Source organism: Bradyrhizobium sp. URHC0002 (genome assembly GCF_054059515.1).
Genome location: NZ_JBSSCF010000001.1, coordinates 300994 through 318716 on the forward strand (window position 1 = coordinate 300994; position 17723 = coordinate 318716).

At 62.1% G+C, this 17723-nt stretch carries 12 protein-coding genes; 9 read left to right on the forward strand and 3 right to left on the reverse strand.

Annotation, left to right across the window (positions count from 1 at the left end; genetic code table 11):
- Nucleotides 1-149: 149 nt before the first annotated feature.
- The 3 genes from ACVWVY_RS01410 to ACVWVY_RS01420 all read left to right on the forward strand — a co-directional run bounded on the left by ACVWVY_RS01410 (nucleotide 150) and on the right by ACVWVY_RS01420 (nucleotide 3246).
- Complete coding sequence (locus tag ACVWVY_RS01410; protein WP_456624716.1) at nucleotides 150-530, forward strand: carboxymuconolactone decarboxylase family protein; 381 nt, start codon at nucleotides 150-152, stop codon at nucleotides 528-530.
- Between the two features lie 129 nt (nucleotides 531-659).
- Entirely contained in the window at nucleotides 660-1568 is a 909-nt protein-coding gene (locus tag ACVWVY_RS01415) for an NAD(P)-dependent oxidoreductase (RefSeq protein WP_456624717.1), read from the forward strand.
- 166 nt (nucleotides 1569-1734) lie between these two features.
- On the forward strand, nucleotides 1735-3246 hold the full coding sequence (locus ACVWVY_RS01420; protein ID WP_456624718.1) for a L,D-transpeptidase family protein: 1512 nt from the start codon (nucleotides 1735-1737) through the stop codon (nucleotides 3244-3246).
- Between the two features lie 533 nt (nucleotides 3247-3779).
- Here the strand turns inward: ACVWVY_RS01420 and ACVWVY_RS01425 are convergent.
- Nucleotides 3780-4559 (reverse strand): hypothetical protein, encoded by a 780-nt coding sequence (locus tag ACVWVY_RS01425; protein ID WP_456624719.1) that lies wholly within the window; start codon nucleotides 4557-4559, stop codon nucleotides 3780-3782.
- A gap of 299 nt (nucleotides 4560-4858) precedes the next feature.
- Here ACVWVY_RS01425 and ACVWVY_RS01430 point away from each other — a divergent pair, with 299 nt between their 5' ends.
- Entirely contained in the window at nucleotides 4859-5878 is a 1020-nt protein-coding gene (locus ACVWVY_RS01430; RefSeq protein WP_456624720.1) for an N-acetylmuramoyl-L-alanine amidase family protein, read from the forward strand.
- A gap of 48 nt (nucleotides 5879-5926) precedes the next feature.
- On the opposite strand, the gene ACVWVY_RS01435 is transcribed toward ACVWVY_RS01430, so the two are convergent.
- Nucleotides 5927-6943: a hypothetical protein gene (locus tag ACVWVY_RS01435; RefSeq protein ID WP_456632065.1), complete on the reverse strand. Its 1017-nt coding sequence runs from the start codon at nucleotides 6941-6943 to the stop codon at nucleotides 5927-5929.
- Between the two features lie 988 nt (nucleotides 6944-7931).
- On the opposite strand from ACVWVY_RS01435, the gene ACVWVY_RS01440 reads away from it, so the two are divergent.
- Nucleotides 7932-11069 carry an ATP-binding protein gene (locus ACVWVY_RS01440; RefSeq protein WP_456624721.1) on the forward strand — a complete coding sequence of 1046 codons (3138 nt, stop codon included), beginning with the start codon at nucleotides 7932-7934 and terminating at the stop codon, nucleotides 11067-11069.
- A 75-nt stretch (nucleotides 11070-11144) separates the two neighbouring features.
- On the opposite strand, the gene ACVWVY_RS01445 is transcribed toward ACVWVY_RS01440, so the two are convergent.
- Entirely contained in the window at nucleotides 11145-11810 is a 666-nt protein-coding gene (locus tag ACVWVY_RS01445; RefSeq protein ID WP_456624722.1) for a TetR/AcrR family transcriptional regulator, read from the reverse strand.
- Nucleotides 11811-11908: 98 nt separating this feature from the next.
- Between ACVWVY_RS01445 and ACVWVY_RS01450 the strand changes: the two genes are divergently transcribed.
- The 4 genes from ACVWVY_RS01450 (at nucleotide 11909) to glgA (ending at nucleotide 17721) form a co-directional block, all read left to right on the forward strand.
- On the forward strand, nucleotides 11909-13177 hold the full coding sequence (locus ACVWVY_RS01450) for an HlyD family secretion protein (RefSeq protein WP_456624723.1): 1269 nt from the start codon (nucleotides 11909-11911) through the stop codon (nucleotides 13175-13177).
- Entirely contained in the window at nucleotides 13116-14738 is a 1623-nt protein-coding gene (locus tag ACVWVY_RS01455; protein WP_456624724.1) for a DHA2 family efflux MFS transporter permease subunit, read from the forward strand. The genes ACVWVY_RS01450 and ACVWVY_RS01455 overlap by 62 nt, the downstream gene beginning before the upstream one ends.
- A gap of 263 nt (nucleotides 14739-15001) precedes the next feature.
- Nucleotides 15002-16264, forward strand: a complete 1263-nt coding sequence (glgC, locus tag ACVWVY_RS01460) for a glucose-1-phosphate adenylyltransferase (RefSeq protein ID WP_456624725.1) — start codon at nucleotides 15002-15004, stop codon at nucleotides 16262-16264.
- Entirely contained in the window at nucleotides 16261-17721 is a 1461-nt protein-coding gene (gene glgA, locus ACVWVY_RS01465; protein ID WP_456624726.1) for a glycogen synthase GlgA, read from the forward strand. Before glgC ends, glgA begins: the two co-directional genes overlap by 4 nt.
- Nucleotides 17722-17723: the final 2 nt, after the last annotated feature.

Here is a 17723-nt window from a genome sequence, read left to right on the forward strand (position 1 = left end):
GACAAATCACCCTAGCACGGCGGCGGCAATGAGGCACCTGTTCCCCGGGGTAACCCACACCCGGAATTACGCATAACACGAAGGCGTGACTGCGGGGCGGCGACCCCGTAACGTCGACCGCGAACCGTAAAAATACGTAAGGAAACGTCATGGACCAGAAGACGCACGACAAGGGGCTGGAAATTCGGAAAGCCGTGCTCGGCGAAGCCTACGTCAACAACGCCCTGAAGAACGCCGACAGCTTCAACAAGCCGTTCCAGGAACTCGTCACCGAATATTGCTGGGGTGCGGTGTGGGGCCGCGAGGAACTGCCGCACAAGACCCGCAGCATGCTCAACCTCGCCATGATCTCGATCCTCAACCGGCCGCACGAATTGAAGGCGCACATCAAGGGCGCGCTGACCAACGGCGTCAGCCGCGACGAGATCCGCGAGATCTTCATGCAGGTCGCGATCTATGCCGGCGTGCCCGCCGGCGTCGACAGTTTTCGCATCGCGCGCGAAGTGTTTGCGGAATTGGACAAGACGTAGCGGGCGGGTCGAAACAAAACCAACCCGTTTCAGCCGTCATTGCGAGCGAAGCGAAGCAATCCACGTCGCCGCGCAAAGAAAGAATGGATTGCTTCGCTTCGCTCGCAATGACGAAGTAAGGAAAACACCATGGAAATCGGATTCATCGGCCTCGGGAAGATGGGCTTCCCGATGGCGCGGCGCCTGATCGAGGCAAAGCACCAACTCACCGTGTTCGATACGCGGAAGGAAGCCGTCGACCAACTCGTCGCGATCGGCGCGAAAGCGGCATCGTCGCCCAGGGACATCGCCGACCGCTGCGAGACCGTGCTGGCAAGCCTGCCGTCGCTGCAGGCCTCGCTGGATGTCGCGACCGGCCCCGGTGGCGTGATCGAGGGTAAGCGCGTCAGGCGCTTCGTCGATCTCTCCACGGTCGGCTCGCAGATGGCGGCCAAAATTCACGGCCTGCTGGCTGCGAACAACATCGTGCAGATCGACAGCCCCGTCAGCGGCGGCGTCGGCGGCGCCGAGAAGGGAACGCTGGCGGTGATGGCCTCGGGCCCGCGTGCCGACTACGAGGCGGTGAAGCCGGCGCTCGACGTGATCGGAAAAGTGTTCTTCATCGGCGAAAAACCCGGCTCGGCACAGACGATGAAACTTGCGAACAACTTCCTCTCCGCAACCGCCATGGTGGCGACGTCGGAAGCCGTGGTGATGGGCGTCAAGGCGGGGCTCGATCCGGCCGTGATGATCGACGTCATCAACGCCGGATCGGGTCTCAACACGGCAAGCCGCGACAAGTTTCCGCGCGCGGTGCTGCCGCGCAGCTTCGATTTCGGCTTTGCCACCGGGTTGATGGTGAAGGACGTGCGGCTCGCACTGGAGGAGATGAAATCGCTGGGGCTGTCGATGGAGGTCGCCGAAGCGGTCGGACGCTTGTGGGAAGTCATCATCCGCGACGAGGGGGCGGAGTCGGATTTTACCGCGGCGATCAAGCCGATCGAAAAGGCGGCGGGCGTCGTGGTCGGCGGCGCAAAGGGTGGCCACGCGGCGAAGTAGCGCTGACGGTCGGTTCATGAGCTTTCGCGTGAGGGGCATAAGTGCGGTGCGCGACGCGGGTCCATGAACGTCAGTTCCAGGTTGGCAAGTCCGGCCGAATGGCGTTACGTTCGGCAGGTACGTAAGTAGAAGCTGGCGTTGACCCCATCGATCAGTTGGGACGCGTATGACGTCGCGTTGCGTAAATCCGGAGTTCAGGCAGAAGCGGCTGTGGACCGCATACCTTGCCGTTGCAGGTCTGGCCCTGCTGATCGCGGCGGGAGGCGATGCGCGCGCCAGAAGCGGCCGGAGCGAACGCCCGATCGAGTCCATTCAGTCGCGCAGTGCCGGCGAGCCGATCATGGCCATCGTTTCGCTCCATAGCCAGCGGATCACCGTCTACGACGCCAAGGGGTGGATCCTGCGGGCGCCGGTGTCGAGCGGCACCAAGGGACGCGAGACGCCCGCGGGCATCTTCAGCGTCATCCAGAAAGTCGAGGAGCATTACTCGAACCTGTATGACGACGCCTTCATGCCGCACATGCAACGCATCACCTGGTCGGGCATCGCCCTCCATGGCGGCGTCCTGCCGGGGCGTCCGGCGTCCCATGGCTGTATCCGGCTGCCCTTCGACTTCGCCGAACGCCTGTTCGACGCGACCGCGACGGGCATGCGGGTGATCGTGGCGCCAGGCGATGTGCCGCCCGTTGAGCTCGCCCATCCGCTTCTGTTCCAACCGAAGCCCGGCGCCGCCGCCCTGGCCACCTCCCGTACCGCAGAGGCGCAGGAGGCGGCGAAGAAAGCGGCCGAGACGCAAATAGCCGCCGGAACGGCCCTGCGGGAGGCCACGCAGGCCAGGGCGCCGGTTCGCGCGGCGGAAATTCTGAAGCGCAGAGCCGAGGCGCAATTGGCGGCCGCCGAGACCAGGCTTGGCGCCGGCATCTCGGCGGAAGCAAAGGAGCAGGCTGAGGACGCCAAGGCGCAGGCCGTCGCCAAAATCGCGGAGCTGCAGCTGCAATGGGACGTCGCCAACGTGGATCTGCAATTGAGGCTCGATGCAGCCACGGCTGCGCGTGAAGCCGCCGCTGCGGCGGAGGCTGCGCGCGTCGCAGCAACCGAGGCGGCCCGCCAGGTCGCAGGCGAACTCCAGCCGGTATCGGTGTTGATCAGCCGCAAGACCCAGCGCCTTTATGTCCGTCAGGCATTCAAGCCCATCCTTGAAAGTCCGGTCACGATCGCAGATCCGGATCGTCCCATCGGCACGCATGTCTTCACCGCCGCTGAGCGCACGGCCGACGACGCCAAGTTGCGATGGAACGGGGTCTCATTGCGCAGCGGACGGGCGCCCAGTGGCACGGTTGAGCCACAGGACCGGGTGCGCGGGAGCAGCGGTCGCGACATTGAGCCGGCGCCGGCGGACGCGGACAGCGCAAAGGCCGCGCTCGACCGCATCACCATTCCGCAGGACGCATTGGATCGCATCACCGGCATTGCACCGCGATCCTCTCTGATCGTCACCGACGAGCCGATGAGTTCTGAAACCGGCAAAGGAACGGAATTCGTGGTGCTGTTGAGCGGCGAGCCGCAAGGCGGCATCAAGCGGCGGCGACGCAGTCCGGGGAGCGCATACCGCTACGCGCACCCACGCAGCCAGCCTTTCTGGGGCTCGCCTTTCGGAAGTCCCTTCCCTAGCTGGTGAGCCCTTTCTTCGCGACGCCGCCAATAGTTCAATCGTCGTCCGCGATGGCAGCGGCTGGCTGGTGGATCCGCAGCGCACCAGTCTCAATATCCATCAGGCGGTGCGATACCCTGGAAGAGTCTGCCCGGCCCTCGAACGGACCGCGCCGCGGGTTGTACGCGCCAGCTTGTCCAAAGCTTCTCGTCCGATGTGCAGTACAAGAGATATTCGCCGGGGTTGCGTGACGATTCACGGCCCGCGGCCTGACTGCAGGCAGCGACCTTGTTTAGAGTGAGGATGTCCCTGATCTCTTGCGTAACCTCCAGCCACGGACCGGGAAATTGCTCCGATGGCAACGGCATCGGACGGGCATCGGCGGTGCCCAGCAAACAGGTCAGACCCAGCAGCACCTGGCTGCAATGATAAGCCGCCCGGAGTGGCTTACGCGGAATTGATTCCATGATCGCTGCTCCTTTTCTGCCGTCAGTGGACGCTCGGTTGCACACTTTGGCATTTGACGCCTTAACCCAGGAACTGCCCGGACGCGTTCGGCTTCAGTGACGGGCGAGCGATCCGTTCTCATCGACGCCGCGGACCGCCTTCGCCAATGCGGCTTCATTGGACCGCGTGAACAGGAAGCGGGCCGCCACAGGTATTTCTGCGTCGGCGCTGCCATCTCGGCCGATGAGGACTAATCCCGCGCCGCCATTAGCCACGGTCAGGATGACAGGCTCGCCCTTCCACGTTCTGATCGGCTCCATTCCGATCAGAAATTCACCCGTCGGCTGGTCAAGAAATTGCAACCTGAGTTGCGGAGCGACCTCTGCTGCCGCAAGCCCGAAACCCAATTGTTGAGCGCGCGCATAAATGTCCGCCAGCCGCGCAGTATCGGCCTCAAAGCCGAGTTCGGCCCCCGACACCGCAAAAAGCTCCACGCTTGTTTTCCTGGTGCCGACGGTAAAGGCCGGGCGAGCGAGAATTTCCTCTGCCAAGCCACCGATGCTGCAGCCTGCTGCATCCAGCGCGTTAAGGAGGGCAAACGAATTTGCAAACGTCCCTACTGTAATCGTTCGCCACACCGGGACAGCGAAGGCGGATTTGACCGCTATTGGCGAGGTATTGGCTGAGGCAGTTGTCTTGAGCGTCAAGCGATTCCGCAGGACGTCTCGCGCCGTGCATTGAGCACTGGCTTCGCCGGCGAAGAGGACGAGGCACGCGGTGCAGAACATCGCAATGAGAGCAGCGCCACGTTCTCTTCGTATCGAACGATGCGGTATCGCGCGGTAACGGCTTTCCTTGCCAGCAATTCGGTCCATGGCGACCTGCTTGCGCATGTTGTTGCGCGTGCCAACAATTTTTCGGTATGTTGCGCCTGCCGGTTCGCAGCAGGGCAAGCCTTTTTCAAAATGAGTGTCTGGTCTCACTGCAATCGGAGCTCTCAAACGACCAGGTTGAGAACAGTGCTGCTTCCAAAACGGCTGCAGAGCCGACGCGACTTCGGATCAGGGATACTGCGGGGGCGCTTTGCGGTATGTGAATTGGCTTACACCCCCACAACACGTTTCCGTGCAGGCACCGACCCTCTTCCGCTATCGACCTGAAATGCTATGATGGCCTTCGAGAGGGGGCGGGCATGAAGCGTCGCGAGTTCATTTGTGTTCTCGGCAATATCGCTTCGGGATTTTGGTCCCGCCGCCTCATCGTCATCGCCACAATGGCCGCAATGGTGCTTCTGCCGATCGAGGTCAGCGATGCCGGCTGGCTGTCGGATGTCTTCAAAGGCTCGTCAAAGCAAACCAAATCGCCAAAACGAGCCAAATCGTCAAAGCACGCCACTTCGCGCAAGTCAGCCGCCTTGACGAAGCCTGCCGCCTCGCCAAAGCGCCGCCCCGTAAAGCTTGCCGCCCTGGGGCCGGTGCACTTGAACCCTGCCGCCTTGAAGCCGGTTGCAACCCGGTGCGATCCCGCGAAGTTCCGGATCGTTCTGGACGTGGGACATACCGCCGAATCGGAAGGCGCGATCAGCGCCCGCAACGTCTCCGAGTTTGTCTTCAATCTGCGCCTTGCGAAGCGGATCGAGGAGAAATTGAAGACCGAAGGCTTTGCTCAGACCAAATTGCTCCTGACCGAGGGCAAGGCCAGGCGCAGCCTCGTCAAACGCGTCGCTGTCGCCAACGATCTGCCGGCGGATCTCCTGCTGTCGATCCACCATGACTCCGTGCCCAACAAATTCCTCGAGGACTGGGAGTTCGAGGGAAAGAAGGGCCATTTCAGCGACCGCTTCAGCGGCTATTCCGTCTTCGTCTCCCGCAGCAATCCGGACTTCAAGACAAGTTTGGCCTTCGCCGAACTGATCGGCAAGGAAATGAAGGCCCAGGGCCTCGACTATGCCAGGCAATATTCGCAAGCCATCATGGGCCGGTACCAGCGTGAGCTGCTGAACAAGGAGACGGGCGTCTATCGCTACGATGAGCTCATCGTGCTGAGAAAGACCCGAATGGCTGCCGTCCTGCTGGAAGCAGGCTCGATCATCAACCGGGACGAAGAACTCAAGATGAGCTCGCCCGAACGCCGGGACATCATCAGCAGCGGTGTTACGGCGGCCGTAAAGGAATTTTGCGAACCCCGATGGGCCATGCTCGGTCCGCTCTGATGGCGGGGTGGCGTGCTCCACCCCGCATCGGATTCCGGCCCGCCGGCTTCACCCCTTTGACTGCTTCTTGATTTCGTCGAACCTGGAAAGCGCGCGTTCAAACTTTTCGTTGAACAGCCACATCGCATCGAGAATTTCGCGGAAGGTTGCAGATGTCCTGGCCCTGTCAGCCTGTCCAAAGGTGAACATGCTGTTGTTTCGCAGATACGCCATAATCTTCGGGTCAGAAATTCTGTAGCCGGCCAGGTTACGTGACCCGAGTGCCGACCTTGTGGGGCTGGGAATGATCTGGATCAGTTCAAACAGCTTCATTTGATCGATCGGATCTGGCAGCGTTTTCACGATCGCCGGTACCTGCGGAAAAATATCCGCGTGGGCGTTCATGAGGCCATCGCGCACAGCGGTCCAGTGATTGTACCGGTGATCCAGGTTGCCGGCCCGCGCTTCTTCTTTGTCGTCGCGGGCGTTCAGTGCAGGATCAAAGGCTGCGATGGACTTCTTGATCGCGGCCCACTTCCTTTGCCCGTTCTGATCCTCGGGTACGCCTGTCTGCAAACTGCCCTTGTATTTGTTCGATCGCGCATTGCCGATGTTCTGATTGCCATTCGTCTCGGCAAAGAACAGCCCGAGACTGATGCGGCCTGCCGCTTCGGCATTGGCGGCATCGAGGCCTTTGGCGCGCGCAATGGCGGTGCCGAGATCGGCAACGTCCTTGAACGGCGTATCCGAATTTTGCGCGTTGGCCGGCGGCGCCTGCATCTGGTCGAAAATCCGCCTGTACTCATCGAGCAGCGGCTCATTGTCGGCGCTAAAATACGCCGGAGGAATACCGTATTTGTTGGGCCCGCCTATTTTGGACGGAAGCGCATCGGTGAGGTCTTTGTAGGCGCTCATCATGTTGTTGCGTGCAAGGTAGAGCGCTTGTCCCGGCAGGTTCGGTAGCGGTTGACCAGAATTGATCTGCACGCGTCGCTGGCCCAGGATCTGCTCAAAATTGCTTCGTGAATTATTGTACGTGTTGAGCGCGTCCGATTGTTTTTTCGTGATTGCGGCCGGCTCAGCCATTGCAGGCGAAATGAGGCCGAGAGTGCCGATGGCGGCCACGACGAGCTGCGCAGCCGTGCTGATGATCGCGCCGGTGGCGATGGAAGCTGGAGGCGCGAACAGGAGTCCGAGCGCAAGAGCTGCGGTGGGCGCAGCCCTACGGTTTTCTATCTCCATGGCGATTTCCCGTGCCCAGGTTTGATCGGATCCGACTCACTGGATCGTAAACAACCAACGCGCAGCTTGGCGAGGCGAAATGACGCGATGGGCCACCTCCAGGCTCGCACCCTAACAATCTTTCTTCGATGACCTCGACGGCATGCAGTCTTGGCGAGGCGGTCAAGCGCCTTGCACAGGCGCAATTGGACACGAGCTCGGATGCGTCAAACATCGAATCCACAATGTCCGGAGCCTCAGCAAAGATTTGGGCTTCGAACTTGGGGGTCCAACCCCACATTCAGCGCGGCAAGTTTCCTCGATTGGTCCTCATTTCGTCCGAACGGCGGCGCGATCAGAGGTTGGGAACGAAAGCTCCCGCCACGGCTGCGGGCCCGGAAAGGGGCCAAGGGCCTTCAGGTTCGGGGAGGTGCGACCAAGATGTCGCACGTTGCGATCCCGCAGCTGGCAGCTGTGTCGCTTGTACCCCCTTATCAGTCCGTCATGGAAGGAGTACTGACCCATACGCGGGACAAGCCCCGGCAAAGAAGTGCCAGCGACATCCCGCGCAAGGATCCACGTGGTGAGATCCTCCAGCTCCCAGGTAAAAGGTTCGGCCCGCGCCGAAATTTCCCCGCGTCAGCACCGATCAATTCGATGACGCCGTGTTGTGCGGCCTGCCAGGGTCGCTGGGGCGACCAGCATTGCTCGCCCCCCTGTGACCTCCTTCACAGTGGCGGCATTCTCATGTGCTATAAGAAACGTGACCAATGGGGCCGTCGTCCATGGCAAGCCAGGCACGGTACGGAGATTCCCTTCATCCGATGCAGAATGGCATCGCGGGAGGCGCGCCGTGTTAAACGACTCCCGGTCCGTTCCTGACGATGGCGGCGAGCGCGCGACGCTTGCAATCGGCCCCTTTCAATTGGATGTCGATACCGCAACTCTCTATCGTGGCAGCGACCCGCTACCGGTCGGCCGCCGCGCCGTCGCATTGCTCAGCGCGCTGGCGAAACGTCAAGGCTTGGTGCTTTCCAAGGACGAATTGATCCAGGCCGCCTGGTCAGGCTTGGTCGTCGAAGAAAGCAATCTGTCGGTCCAGATTGCGGCGCTGCGCAAAGCGCTTGCAGCCGAGCCGGGCGGGGAGCGTTGGATCGAAACCCTGCCGCGCCGTGGATATCGGTTCGTCGGCCCGACGAGTTCGCACCACAGCGCGACCGATGAAGAGAAGGCGCCGCCTGCCCAGGGAGTCAGGCTCACTATCCCGTCCCCCGATGCAGCCGGCGGCAGAAGTCAGCAGGGATCAGCCGTCGCCCGCAGGTCCCGCTGGCTCGTCGGGCGAAACGGTCCGCTGGCGACGGTGGACAAGGTCACGCAGCGAATGCTCGCCGGCGACAGACAAGTCGTCTTCATCACCGGCGAGGCTGGTATCGGCAAGACCTCGTTCATCGAGATGGCGATGGAGCAGCTTTCCCGATATCGCGTCGAGACCCTGTGCGGATTCTGCACCGAGCGTTTCAGCACCAACGAAGCATTTCTCCCGCTGATCGATTCGCTGACGACGCGTTGTCGCGGCCCGGACGGTTCGGCTGTCCTGGAGGCCGTGCGCACCCATGCGCCGACCTGGCTGTTGCAGATGCCAGGTTTTCTCGATGTGGCGGACCACGCCGCGTTCCGGAATGAGGTATTCGGGGCGACACGAGAACGGATGTTGCGTGAGTTCTGCGATCTGCTCGAAGCGTTGAGTGTGGATCGCCCGTGGGTCCTCGTTGTCGAGGATATGCATTGGAGCGACTTCCAGACGGTCGACGTCCTGTCGCGCTTCGCACACGGAGACCGCAAGGCTAAAGTGCTCGTTCTTGCCACCTATCGTGTTGGCGACAGCATCATAAGCGGACATCCGGTTCGCCGTCTGCATCGGGATTTGGAGATCCACGGGAGGTGCAGCGAACTGCAACTCGATGGATTGTCCAAAACCGAGGTGGAGCACCACCTCGCCTTGCGTTTCCAGGACGAGAAGCTCGCTTCGGCGCTCTCCGGGCCGATGTTCGGGCGCACCCAGGGGCAACCGTTGTTCATCGCCTCGCTTGTGGACTACCTGGTCAATCACGAGTCGATCGTAGAGATCGACGGCGCCTGGCGCCTCGGATACAGAACCGCCCTATCTGACGATGTCGTGCCAAAAGATCTGATCAATATGATCACACATCGGATCGATCGTCTGAGTGAGGGCGAACAGCAGCTGCTCGAGGCGGTCAGCGTAGCGGGGAGCGAATGTTCAGCAGCCCTCGTGGCCGCCGGACTGTCGCGTGACGCCGTGGAGACCGAGGAAGTCCTGGAGCATCTTGCACGCAAGGATCACATGCTGGTGTCGTCCGGCGTTTCTGAATGGCCCGACGGGACCTATTCCGGATCCTACGCATTCCACCACATTCTCTATCAGAACGTGCTCTATCGACGGCTCAGCCCGGCATGGCGCCTCCAGATCCATCACCGCATGGGCGAGCGCCTCGAGCAGGGATATGCGGGCCGGACGGAAAACATTGCGGCTGCGCTCGCGCTGCATTTCGAGCAGAGCCGTGATTTCCCGCGTGCGCTGCGCTACCTCAGCCAGGCCGCGGAAAATTCCGCGAAACGCTTCGGTCAGGAGGAGGCAATCAATTATCTGTCCCGCGCGCTCGGTATTCTCGATCGTCTGGGAACGACGACCGATCTGTATGGGCCGCGCACCAGCCTGCTGCGACAGCGGAGCTGGGCGCGGCGCTCGGCGGGGGACCTCGCCGGCTCGGTTCGCGATCTCGAGGAGATGATCGCTTGCGCCGCGGACGCAGGTCAGCTTCGCCATGAGGTCAACGGGCTCCTGGCGGTGAGCCGGTTCTGCCTTCATGCCGACCGCCGCATGTGCCTTCACGCTTCCAGCGAAGCGCTTGCCAAGAGTGAAGCGCTTGAGGATGACGCCTTCAAGGCTCTGGTGCAGGGCAGCAGTGCCAGCATCAATCTCTGGCTGAAAGGCTGGCAGGAGCAGGATGCTGCACTTTGCGAGAAAGCGTTGCACGTGACGGCTGACGCGCGCGATCATGGCACGCTGATCCGGCGATACGGGATAGAGGGAATCCTCGAGTGCTTACGGTCGCGCTACGAGGAATGCCGTCGTTCGGGAACCGATGGCAAGAAGCTCGCGCAGGAGGTCGGCGACGTCTACATCTTTGTGCTATTCAACGTGATGGAGTCGACCGCGCTGATCCATCTCGGCCAATGGCGGCGACTGCAGCGAGAGACCATCGCTGCGCTGGCGCTGGCGGAAAGAAACGCTAACAGCCCGGCGATCGCCCTGTGCCGCCTCACGTTGGCGTGGCTCCACGTCGAGGCGATGGACTTTCATGGTGCCCGCGACCTCTGCGAGAGCGTCGACCAAGCGGTGCTTGAAGAAAACCCCTTTGCCTTCTTTTTTCAGCGAGCCGTTCTTGCGAAGGCCTTAGTCGGCCTCAACGAGCCGCAGCGTGCGCGCCAGCAGTTTGATGACGTCATGCAACGGCTGAATTCCGACGGCATCATGATGGATTACACGATCTACGCGCAGCTCCATCATTGTCTCTGCGAATACAGCCTTCAGGTCGGCGATATCGCAGAGGCGCGGAGATCGGCGACAAAGCTGTACGAGTACGTCGCGCCGGCACCCGATCGCAATCATCTGGCGCAGGCGCACGGGCTGCTCACCCGGATTGCGCTCGCGGCGGGCGATTGGGAGGGGGCAAGGACGGAGCTCTCGCGTGCCCTCTCAGCTCTTGAAGATGCTGACCTGCCGCTCGCCGCTTGGCGGGTCTATCGGGCGGGCGTGGAGGTCTGCGAGAGCCTCGGCGAGCCGGCCGAGGCGGCCAGCTACAGAGCCCGCTACGAGGACGTCATACGAACCCTCGCTGGGAATTTCGAGCCTGATGACCGGTTGCGGTCGTCATTGCTTGCCGCTCTCGATGCGCCGGGGGCGCGCTGAGCCACCCGGCGCCGCTTCCGGCGTCTGAAGCTGCAGCGCCTTGCATGGATCCGTCAGGCAGCAAATCGGCAGCGTTCATCGCGCGGGCCGCTTCGCTTCGCAGCCATGCAGAAACAACGTTACGCATTTCCGCACGCGCGCTTTTACGTGCGCGCGGGAGGGCAGCGGGACGCCGCCAAAGATTGCCGCGCGTTGCGGTGCGCCTGCGACCATCCCGATCAGGATCCCGCCGGCCTCCTCGACATCGCCGAGGTCAATCAGGCCGCGCTTGACCTGAAGGCGCAGCCAATTCGACAGCGCCGCGGCGGTGCGGGCAATGCCGTTCCTGTAGAACGCCGCCGCCAGATCGGGGAATTGGCCGGCCTCCTGCAGGATGATGCGCTGGAGCGCGACGACGTCAGGATCGAGCGTAAGGTCGGCGCACGCCATCAGCGCTGCGTTCAGCCCGGTTTCGATGTCCGCATCCTCGGCGACGTGCAGGCCGAAGTCGGACAGGAATCGATCGAGTCGGTCCGACACCATGCCCTCGAACAGCGCGGCCTTGTTCGGCACCAGGCGATACAGCGTTTTGGTGGAGACGCCGGCGCGGCGGGCCACGGTTTCGGTGCTGGTCGCGGCGAAACCGGCGGCGGCAAATTCGTGCCGCGCGGCCTCGTAGATGATTTGACGCGTCTCGTCGTCCGGGCGGAGCTGCGGGCGTCCGCGATCGCGACGATCGGTGGAAGATTCTGCTCTAGCCATGCTTTTACATGATGCCTGTCATTCCATTGACAGTTTCGATATTGGTCCTATTTTGGAAATTGTCAAGTTTCCTAATTCCTCCCGAGCGGAGAACCGCCATGACCGTCCATTCAACCTCCTTCCAGACCGATCAGCCGGTAAGCCCGGCCGCCGCCGAGGCACTGCTGCCCGCAGCGGTCGCAGCGACGCCGCAGTTGCGCACTGAAAGAAAGCTCAATCTTCGCAAGCTATTGCTCACCGGGGCCGCGATCGCCGCACTGGCGGGCGCGGCCTGGTATGGCTGGAACTACTGGACCGTCGGCCAGTATCTGGTTTCGACCGACGACGCTTATGTGAGGGCCGACAGCACCACGATCGCCCCGAAGGTCACCGGCTACCTGCAACAGGTGCTGGTGAAGGATAATGAGCGCGTCACCACCGGTCAGGTGCTGGCGCGCATCGACGACCGCGACTTCAAGGTCGCGCTTGACCAGGCCAAGGCGGACGTAGCGGCGGCTGGGGCGACGATCGCCAGCAAGCAGGCCCAGCTCGACGTCCAGCAGGCGGTGATATCAGCGGCAAGAGCCACCCTCGATGTCGACCAGGCCGCGGTGACCTTCGCCGCGCAGGACAACAAGCGCTATACCGATCTCGCCGCTAACGGCTCGGGCAGCGTCCAGAACGCGCAGCAGGCGCAGGCGCGGATTGCGAGCGCACAGGCCACACTGGCGCGCGACAACGCGAACCTCGTGTCCGCGCTCAAGCAGATCGATCTGCTAAAGGCCGAGATCGTGCAGGCCAATGCGGCCTTGGCCCGTGCCAAGGCGGTGCAACGCCAGGCCGAACTCAATCTCGGCTACACCACGATTACGGCTCCGATCGACGGCGTCGTCGGCAACCGCACGCTGCGCGTCGGCCAATATGTGCAGGTCGGGACGCAATTGATGTCGGTGGTGCCGGCCAATGGCGCCTATGTGGTGGCGAACTACAAGGAAACGCAGCTCACCGACGTGCATGAAGGCCAGGCCGTCGATATCGAGGTGGACATGTTCCCGGGCCAGGTCGTGCATGGCCATGTCGACAGCATCGCACCCGCCAGCGGCCAGGAATTCGCGCTGCTGCCGCCGGACAACGCCACCGGCAATTTCACCAAGGTCGTGCAGCGCATCCCGGTACGGATCGCGCTCGATACCGGCAAGAACCCGCGCATCCAACTGCGGCCGGGCATGTCGGTGATTCCCACCATCGAGACGCGTTCGTCGAACACGAACCGCACGGCGGCTGCGGCCGCCAACATCCACAAGACGGTTTCTGGAGCATCGTGCCATGTCAAATCAGAGCCCTTCCGCCTCGATATCCGCGCTGCCGATCTCGCACGCAGCATCTAGCCGGGCTGCCGATCCGAACCGCGCCAGCATCACGACCTGGATTGCCGTTCTCGCCGCCATGATCGGCTCGTTCATGGCGATCCTGAACATCCAGATCACCAACGCTTCGCTGCTCAACATAGAGGGCGGCATCGGGACCGGTGTCGACAACGGCTCCTGGATCTCGACCTCCTATCTGATCGGCGAGATCGTGGTGATCCCGCTCACCGACTATCTAAGCCGCGTGTTCTCGTTCCGCCGCTATATGATCGCGAGCGCCGCGCTGTTCGCCGTGTTCTCGGTCGCCTGTGCCTTCACCAACGACCTGCCCTCGATGATCGCGATGCGCGGATTGCAGGGCTTCGCCGGTGGCGTGCTGATCCCGATGGCGTTCACGCTGGTTCTGACCAAACTGCCCAAGTCGCAGCAGCCGGTGGGGCTTGCGATCTTCGCGCTGTCCGTCACCTTCGCACCGGCGATCGGGCCGACGATCGGCGGCTATCTCACCGAGAATTATGGCTGGCGCACCATCTTCTTCGTCAACGTGATCCCGACGGCCGTCATGGTGAGCGCGCTCTATCTGACGCTGGAGCGGCAACCGATGCAGCTCAAGCTTTTGAAAGAGGGCGACTGGGCCGGCATTTTGACCATGGCGATCGGCTTGTCGGCGCTGCAGACCGTGCTCGAGGAAGGCAACAAGGATGACTGGTTCGCCTCCCCCTTCATCCAGCGTCTGGCCGTGATCGCATTCGTCAGCCTCGCGCTGTTCGTCTGGATCGAGCTCACGACAGAGAAGCCGCTGATCCGGCTGCGGCTGCTCAAGCGACGCAATTTCGGCTTCGGCACCGTTGCGCTGACGCTGGTCGGATTCGCGCTGTTCGGATCGGTCTACATCCTGCCGGCCTATCTCGGCCAGGCGCAGGGATACAATGCCCAGCAGATCGGCGAGGTACTGGCCTGGACAGGCTTGCCGCAGCTGCTGCTGATCCCGCTGGTGCCGATCATGATGCGGCGTTTCGATGCGCGCTACGTCGCCTTCACCGGCCTGATGATCTTCGCCTATAGCTGCTTCATGAACATCGCGATGTCGCCGGACTATGCCGGCGACCAGCTCTTCATTCCCAACATCGTGCGCGCCATCGGCCAGGCCATGGTGCTGACGCCGCTGACCTCAGTGTCGACGGCCGACACCGCACCCCAGGACGTCGCCGCCGCCTCGGGCATCAGCAACATGCTGCGCAATCTCGGCGGCGCGATCGGCACCGCGATGCTGGCGACCGTGATCACCAAGCGCGAGCAGTTCCACTCCAACATCATCGGCCAGTCGGTCAACCTCGGCCGCGAGGAGGTGCGCAACCGGATCGCCCAGACCTCAGATTATTTCCTGGCCCACGGCGTCTCCGACCCCGCCACCGCGCACCAACAGGCGATCGTAGCCCTCGGCAAGGCCGTGAAGCATCAGGCCCTGGTGATGGGGTTCAGCGATACCTTTGCCGTAATCGGCATCGTGCTGGTGCTGGCCGCGTTCGCGGTTATGCTGACGCGCAAGGTGAAGGGCGCGGCGGCTGGTGGCGCGCACTGAGTGGTGAGGCTGGCGTATAGCCGGCCTCACGGTTCGATCGTATGTCCGCTTTGCGTCAGAAGTAGTCATTCGACCCAGTGTACCGGCGAACCAGGCCAACACCGACTTCCGTGGAATGACCAAGTTTCCAGCAGCTCGGCCGTCTTACATACCACTTTCCGATCAACCATTCGTCCCGCTACTATCGGCCCGTGGCCCTCGATCCTGCCTTCCGGATAAGAGAAGGTTTCGGAGGCATGCGTTGTGGTTCCAGGGAGGACAAAATGGCCGCAATCATGAACGAACCACTCTCACGCCATGCCCTCGCCTTCGTTCTTGCGGGCGGTCGCGGAAGCCGGCTCCTGGAGCTTACCGACAGGCGCGCCAAGCCGGCGGTGTATTTCGGGGGAAAATCGCGCATCATCGATTTTGCCCTCTCCAATGCGGTGAACTCCGGAATTCGCCGGATCGCGGTTGCAACCCAATACAAGGCTCACAGCCTGATCAGGCATCTGCAAATGGGTTGGAATTTCTTTCGCCCGGAGCGGAACGAGAGTTTCGATATCCTGCCGGCGAGCCAACGTGTCTCGGAGACGAACTGGTACCTCGGAACGGCTGACGCCGTTTATCAGAACATCGACATCATCGAGTCGCACGATGCCAAATTCATCGTGCTTCTCGCCGGAGATCATATCTACAAGATGGACTACGAACGCATGCTGAAGCAGCATGTCGAGCAACGCGCCGACGTCACCATCGGCTGCCTCGAGATGCCGCGCGCGGAGTCGAGCGGCTTCGGGATCATGCACGTGGACGACGATGGCGTCGTCCTGTCCTTTCTCGAGAAGCCGGCCGATCCGCCGCCGATGCCTGGCAAGCCCGACAAGTCATTGGCCAGCATGGGGATCTATGTATTCGATTCGAAATTCCTGTTCGACGAGTTGCGGCGTGACGCGAACGACCCGAATTCGAGCCATGATTTCGGCAAGGACCTGATTCCTTACCTCGTAAAGAACGGCCGGGCGGTGGCACACCAATTCTCTACCTCCTGCGTCAGGTCCGACGACGATCCACGGGTCTATTGGCGGGACGTAGGAACCGTGGATGCCTACTGGGCCGCCAACATTGACCTCACCGACGTCCTCCCCGAGCTCGATCTTTACGACCGCGCATGGCCGATCTGGACCCACGCCGAGATCACGCCTCCCGCCAAATTTGTTCACGATGAGGATGAGCGGCGCGGACAGGCGGTGACTTCGCTCGTCTCCGGAGGATGCATCATATCTGGCGCCGCATTGCGCCGCTCCCTGCTTTTCACCGGGGTACACGTCAATTCGTATGCAAACGTGGAAAATGCCGTCGTCATGCCTTACGTGAATGTGGGCCGGCGTGCGCGGTTGAAGAATGTCGTGATCGATCGCGGCGTTCGAATTCCGGAAGGTCTCGTCGTTGGCGAAGATCCCGAACTCGATGCGAAACGATTTCGAACCACCTCGCAAGGCATCACGCTCATCACGCAGCCGATGATCGACAGGCTCGATGCATGACGCAGCTTCGCGTTCTTGCCGTCGCCTCCGAAATCTATCCGATCGTCAAGACGGGGGGCCTTGCCGACGTCGTCGGCGCGCTCCCGACCGCGTTGCGAGCGTACGACATCGAAACGCGGACCCTGGTGCCGGGATATCCCGATGTCATCAAGGCGCTTCCAGAAGCGGAGGAACTCCTCCATGTGCCGCATTTTTTTGGCGGACCAGTCCGCCTGCTCGGTGGCTCGCATGGGAACCTCGACTTGCTCGTCCTCGATGCGCCGCATCTCTTTGCGCGGCCCGGCAATCCCTATGTCACCCCGGACGGCAAGGATTGGCCGGACAACGGCGTGCGCTTTGCCGCGCTGTCGCGGATGGCGGCCGAAATCGGCCAGGGCGCCATTCCGTCATTCGTGCCTGATGTCGTGCACGCCCATGATTGGCAGGCTGGCCTCGCGCCTGCCTATTTGCACTATGCCCAGCAGCCCGGGCCCGCCACCGTGATGACGGTTCACAATCTGGCCTACCAGGGCAAGTTTCCGCATCAAATGCTCGACGCGTTCGGCTTACCGCCTGAATCTTTCTCGATTCACGGCGTCGAATATTACGGAATGATCAGCTTCCTGAAAGCGGGCCTGCAATTCGCGGATCGCATCACGACGGTTTCGCCGACCTATGCGCGCGAGATTCAGACCGATGAGGGAGGCATGGGGCTGGATGGGTTACTGCGCGAACGATCACTGGTCTTGAGCGGCATCCTCAACGGCATTGATATTTCCGTCTGGAACCCCGAAACCGATCCCGACATCGCCGCTCGTTTCAGCGCGACAGAGCTGGGGTCCCGTGCGGCGAATAAATTGGCGCTCCAGCGCCGGCTTGGTCTCGATCCATCCCCGAACGCCCTGCTGCTGGGCGTGGTGAGCCGACTGTCCTGGCAGAAGGGACTGGATATCCTTCTCGAGAACGTCCCGACGATCCTCGGCGAAGGGATGCAGTTGGCCTTGCTTGGGAGCGGAGATCCGGATCTCCAGGATCGTTATCAGGCGGCCGCAAAAGCGAACGCGGGCCGGATAGCGGTTCTGATCGGCTACGACGAAGCTCTCGCCCATCTCATTCAAGCCGGCGCGGACGCCCTCGTCGTACCGTCACGCTTCGAGCCATGCGGCTTGACCCAGCTTTGCGCCTTGCGATATGGCGCTGTCCCGATCGTATCGCAGGTCGGCGGCCTTGCGGATACTGTCATTGACGTGAAAGAGGCCGACATAGCCGGTGGCGCTGCAACCGGCCTCAAGTTTGAGCCAGTCACGGCCGAAGCTCTTGCTGGCGCCCTGCACCGAGCCAATATCTTGTGGCACGACCAGCAGGCCTGGCGAAGATTGCAGCACAATGGCATGTCGACGGAGGTATCGTGGCGCAATCGGGCAAGCCGCTACGCCGCCCTGTATCGTGATGTCATCGCGGGCCACCGGAAACAGTAACG

Excerpts from the sequence above, each read along its gene's own strand:
- ACVWVY_RS01410 (WP_456624716.1), top strand. The coding sequence starts at position 150 with ATGGACCAGAAGACGCACGACAAGGGGCTGGAAATTCGGAAAGCCGTG.
- ACVWVY_RS01415 (WP_456624717.1), top strand. The coding sequence starts at position 660 with ATGGAAATCGGATTCATCGGCCTCGGGAAGATGGGCTTCCCGATGGCG.
- ACVWVY_RS01420 (WP_456624718.1), top strand. The coding sequence starts at position 1,735 with ATGACGTCGCGTTGCGTAAATCCGGAGTTCAGGCAGAAGCGGCTGTGG.
- ACVWVY_RS01425 (WP_456624719.1), bottom strand. The coding sequence starts at position 4,559 with ATGCGCAAGCAGGTCGCCATGGACCGAATTGCTGGCAAGGAAAGCCGT.
- ACVWVY_RS01430 (WP_456624720.1), top strand. The coding sequence starts at position 4,859 with ATGAAGCGTCGCGAGTTCATTTGTGTTCTCGGCAATATCGCTTCGGGA.
- ACVWVY_RS01435 (WP_456632065.1), bottom strand. The coding sequence starts at position 6,943 with ATGGCTGAGCCGGCCGCAATCACGAAAAAACAATCGGACGCGCTCAAC.
- ACVWVY_RS01445 (WP_456624722.1), bottom strand. The coding sequence starts at position 11,810 with ATGGCTAGAGCAGAATCTTCCACCGATCGTCGCGATCGCGGACGCCCG.
- ACVWVY_RS01450 (WP_456624723.1), top strand. The coding sequence starts at position 11,909 with ATGACCGTCCATTCAACCTCCTTCCAGACCGATCAGCCGGTAAGCCCG.
- ACVWVY_RS01455 (WP_456624724.1), top strand. The coding sequence starts at position 13,116 with ATGTCAAATCAGAGCCCTTCCGCCTCGATATCCGCGCTGCCGATCTCG.
- glgC (WP_456624725.1), top strand. The coding sequence starts at position 15,002 with ATGGCCGCAATCATGAACGAACCACTCTCACGCCATGCCCTCGCCTTC.
- glgA (WP_456624726.1), top strand. The coding sequence starts at position 16,261 with ATGACGCAGCTTCGCGTTCTTGCCGTCGCCTCCGAAATCTATCCGATC.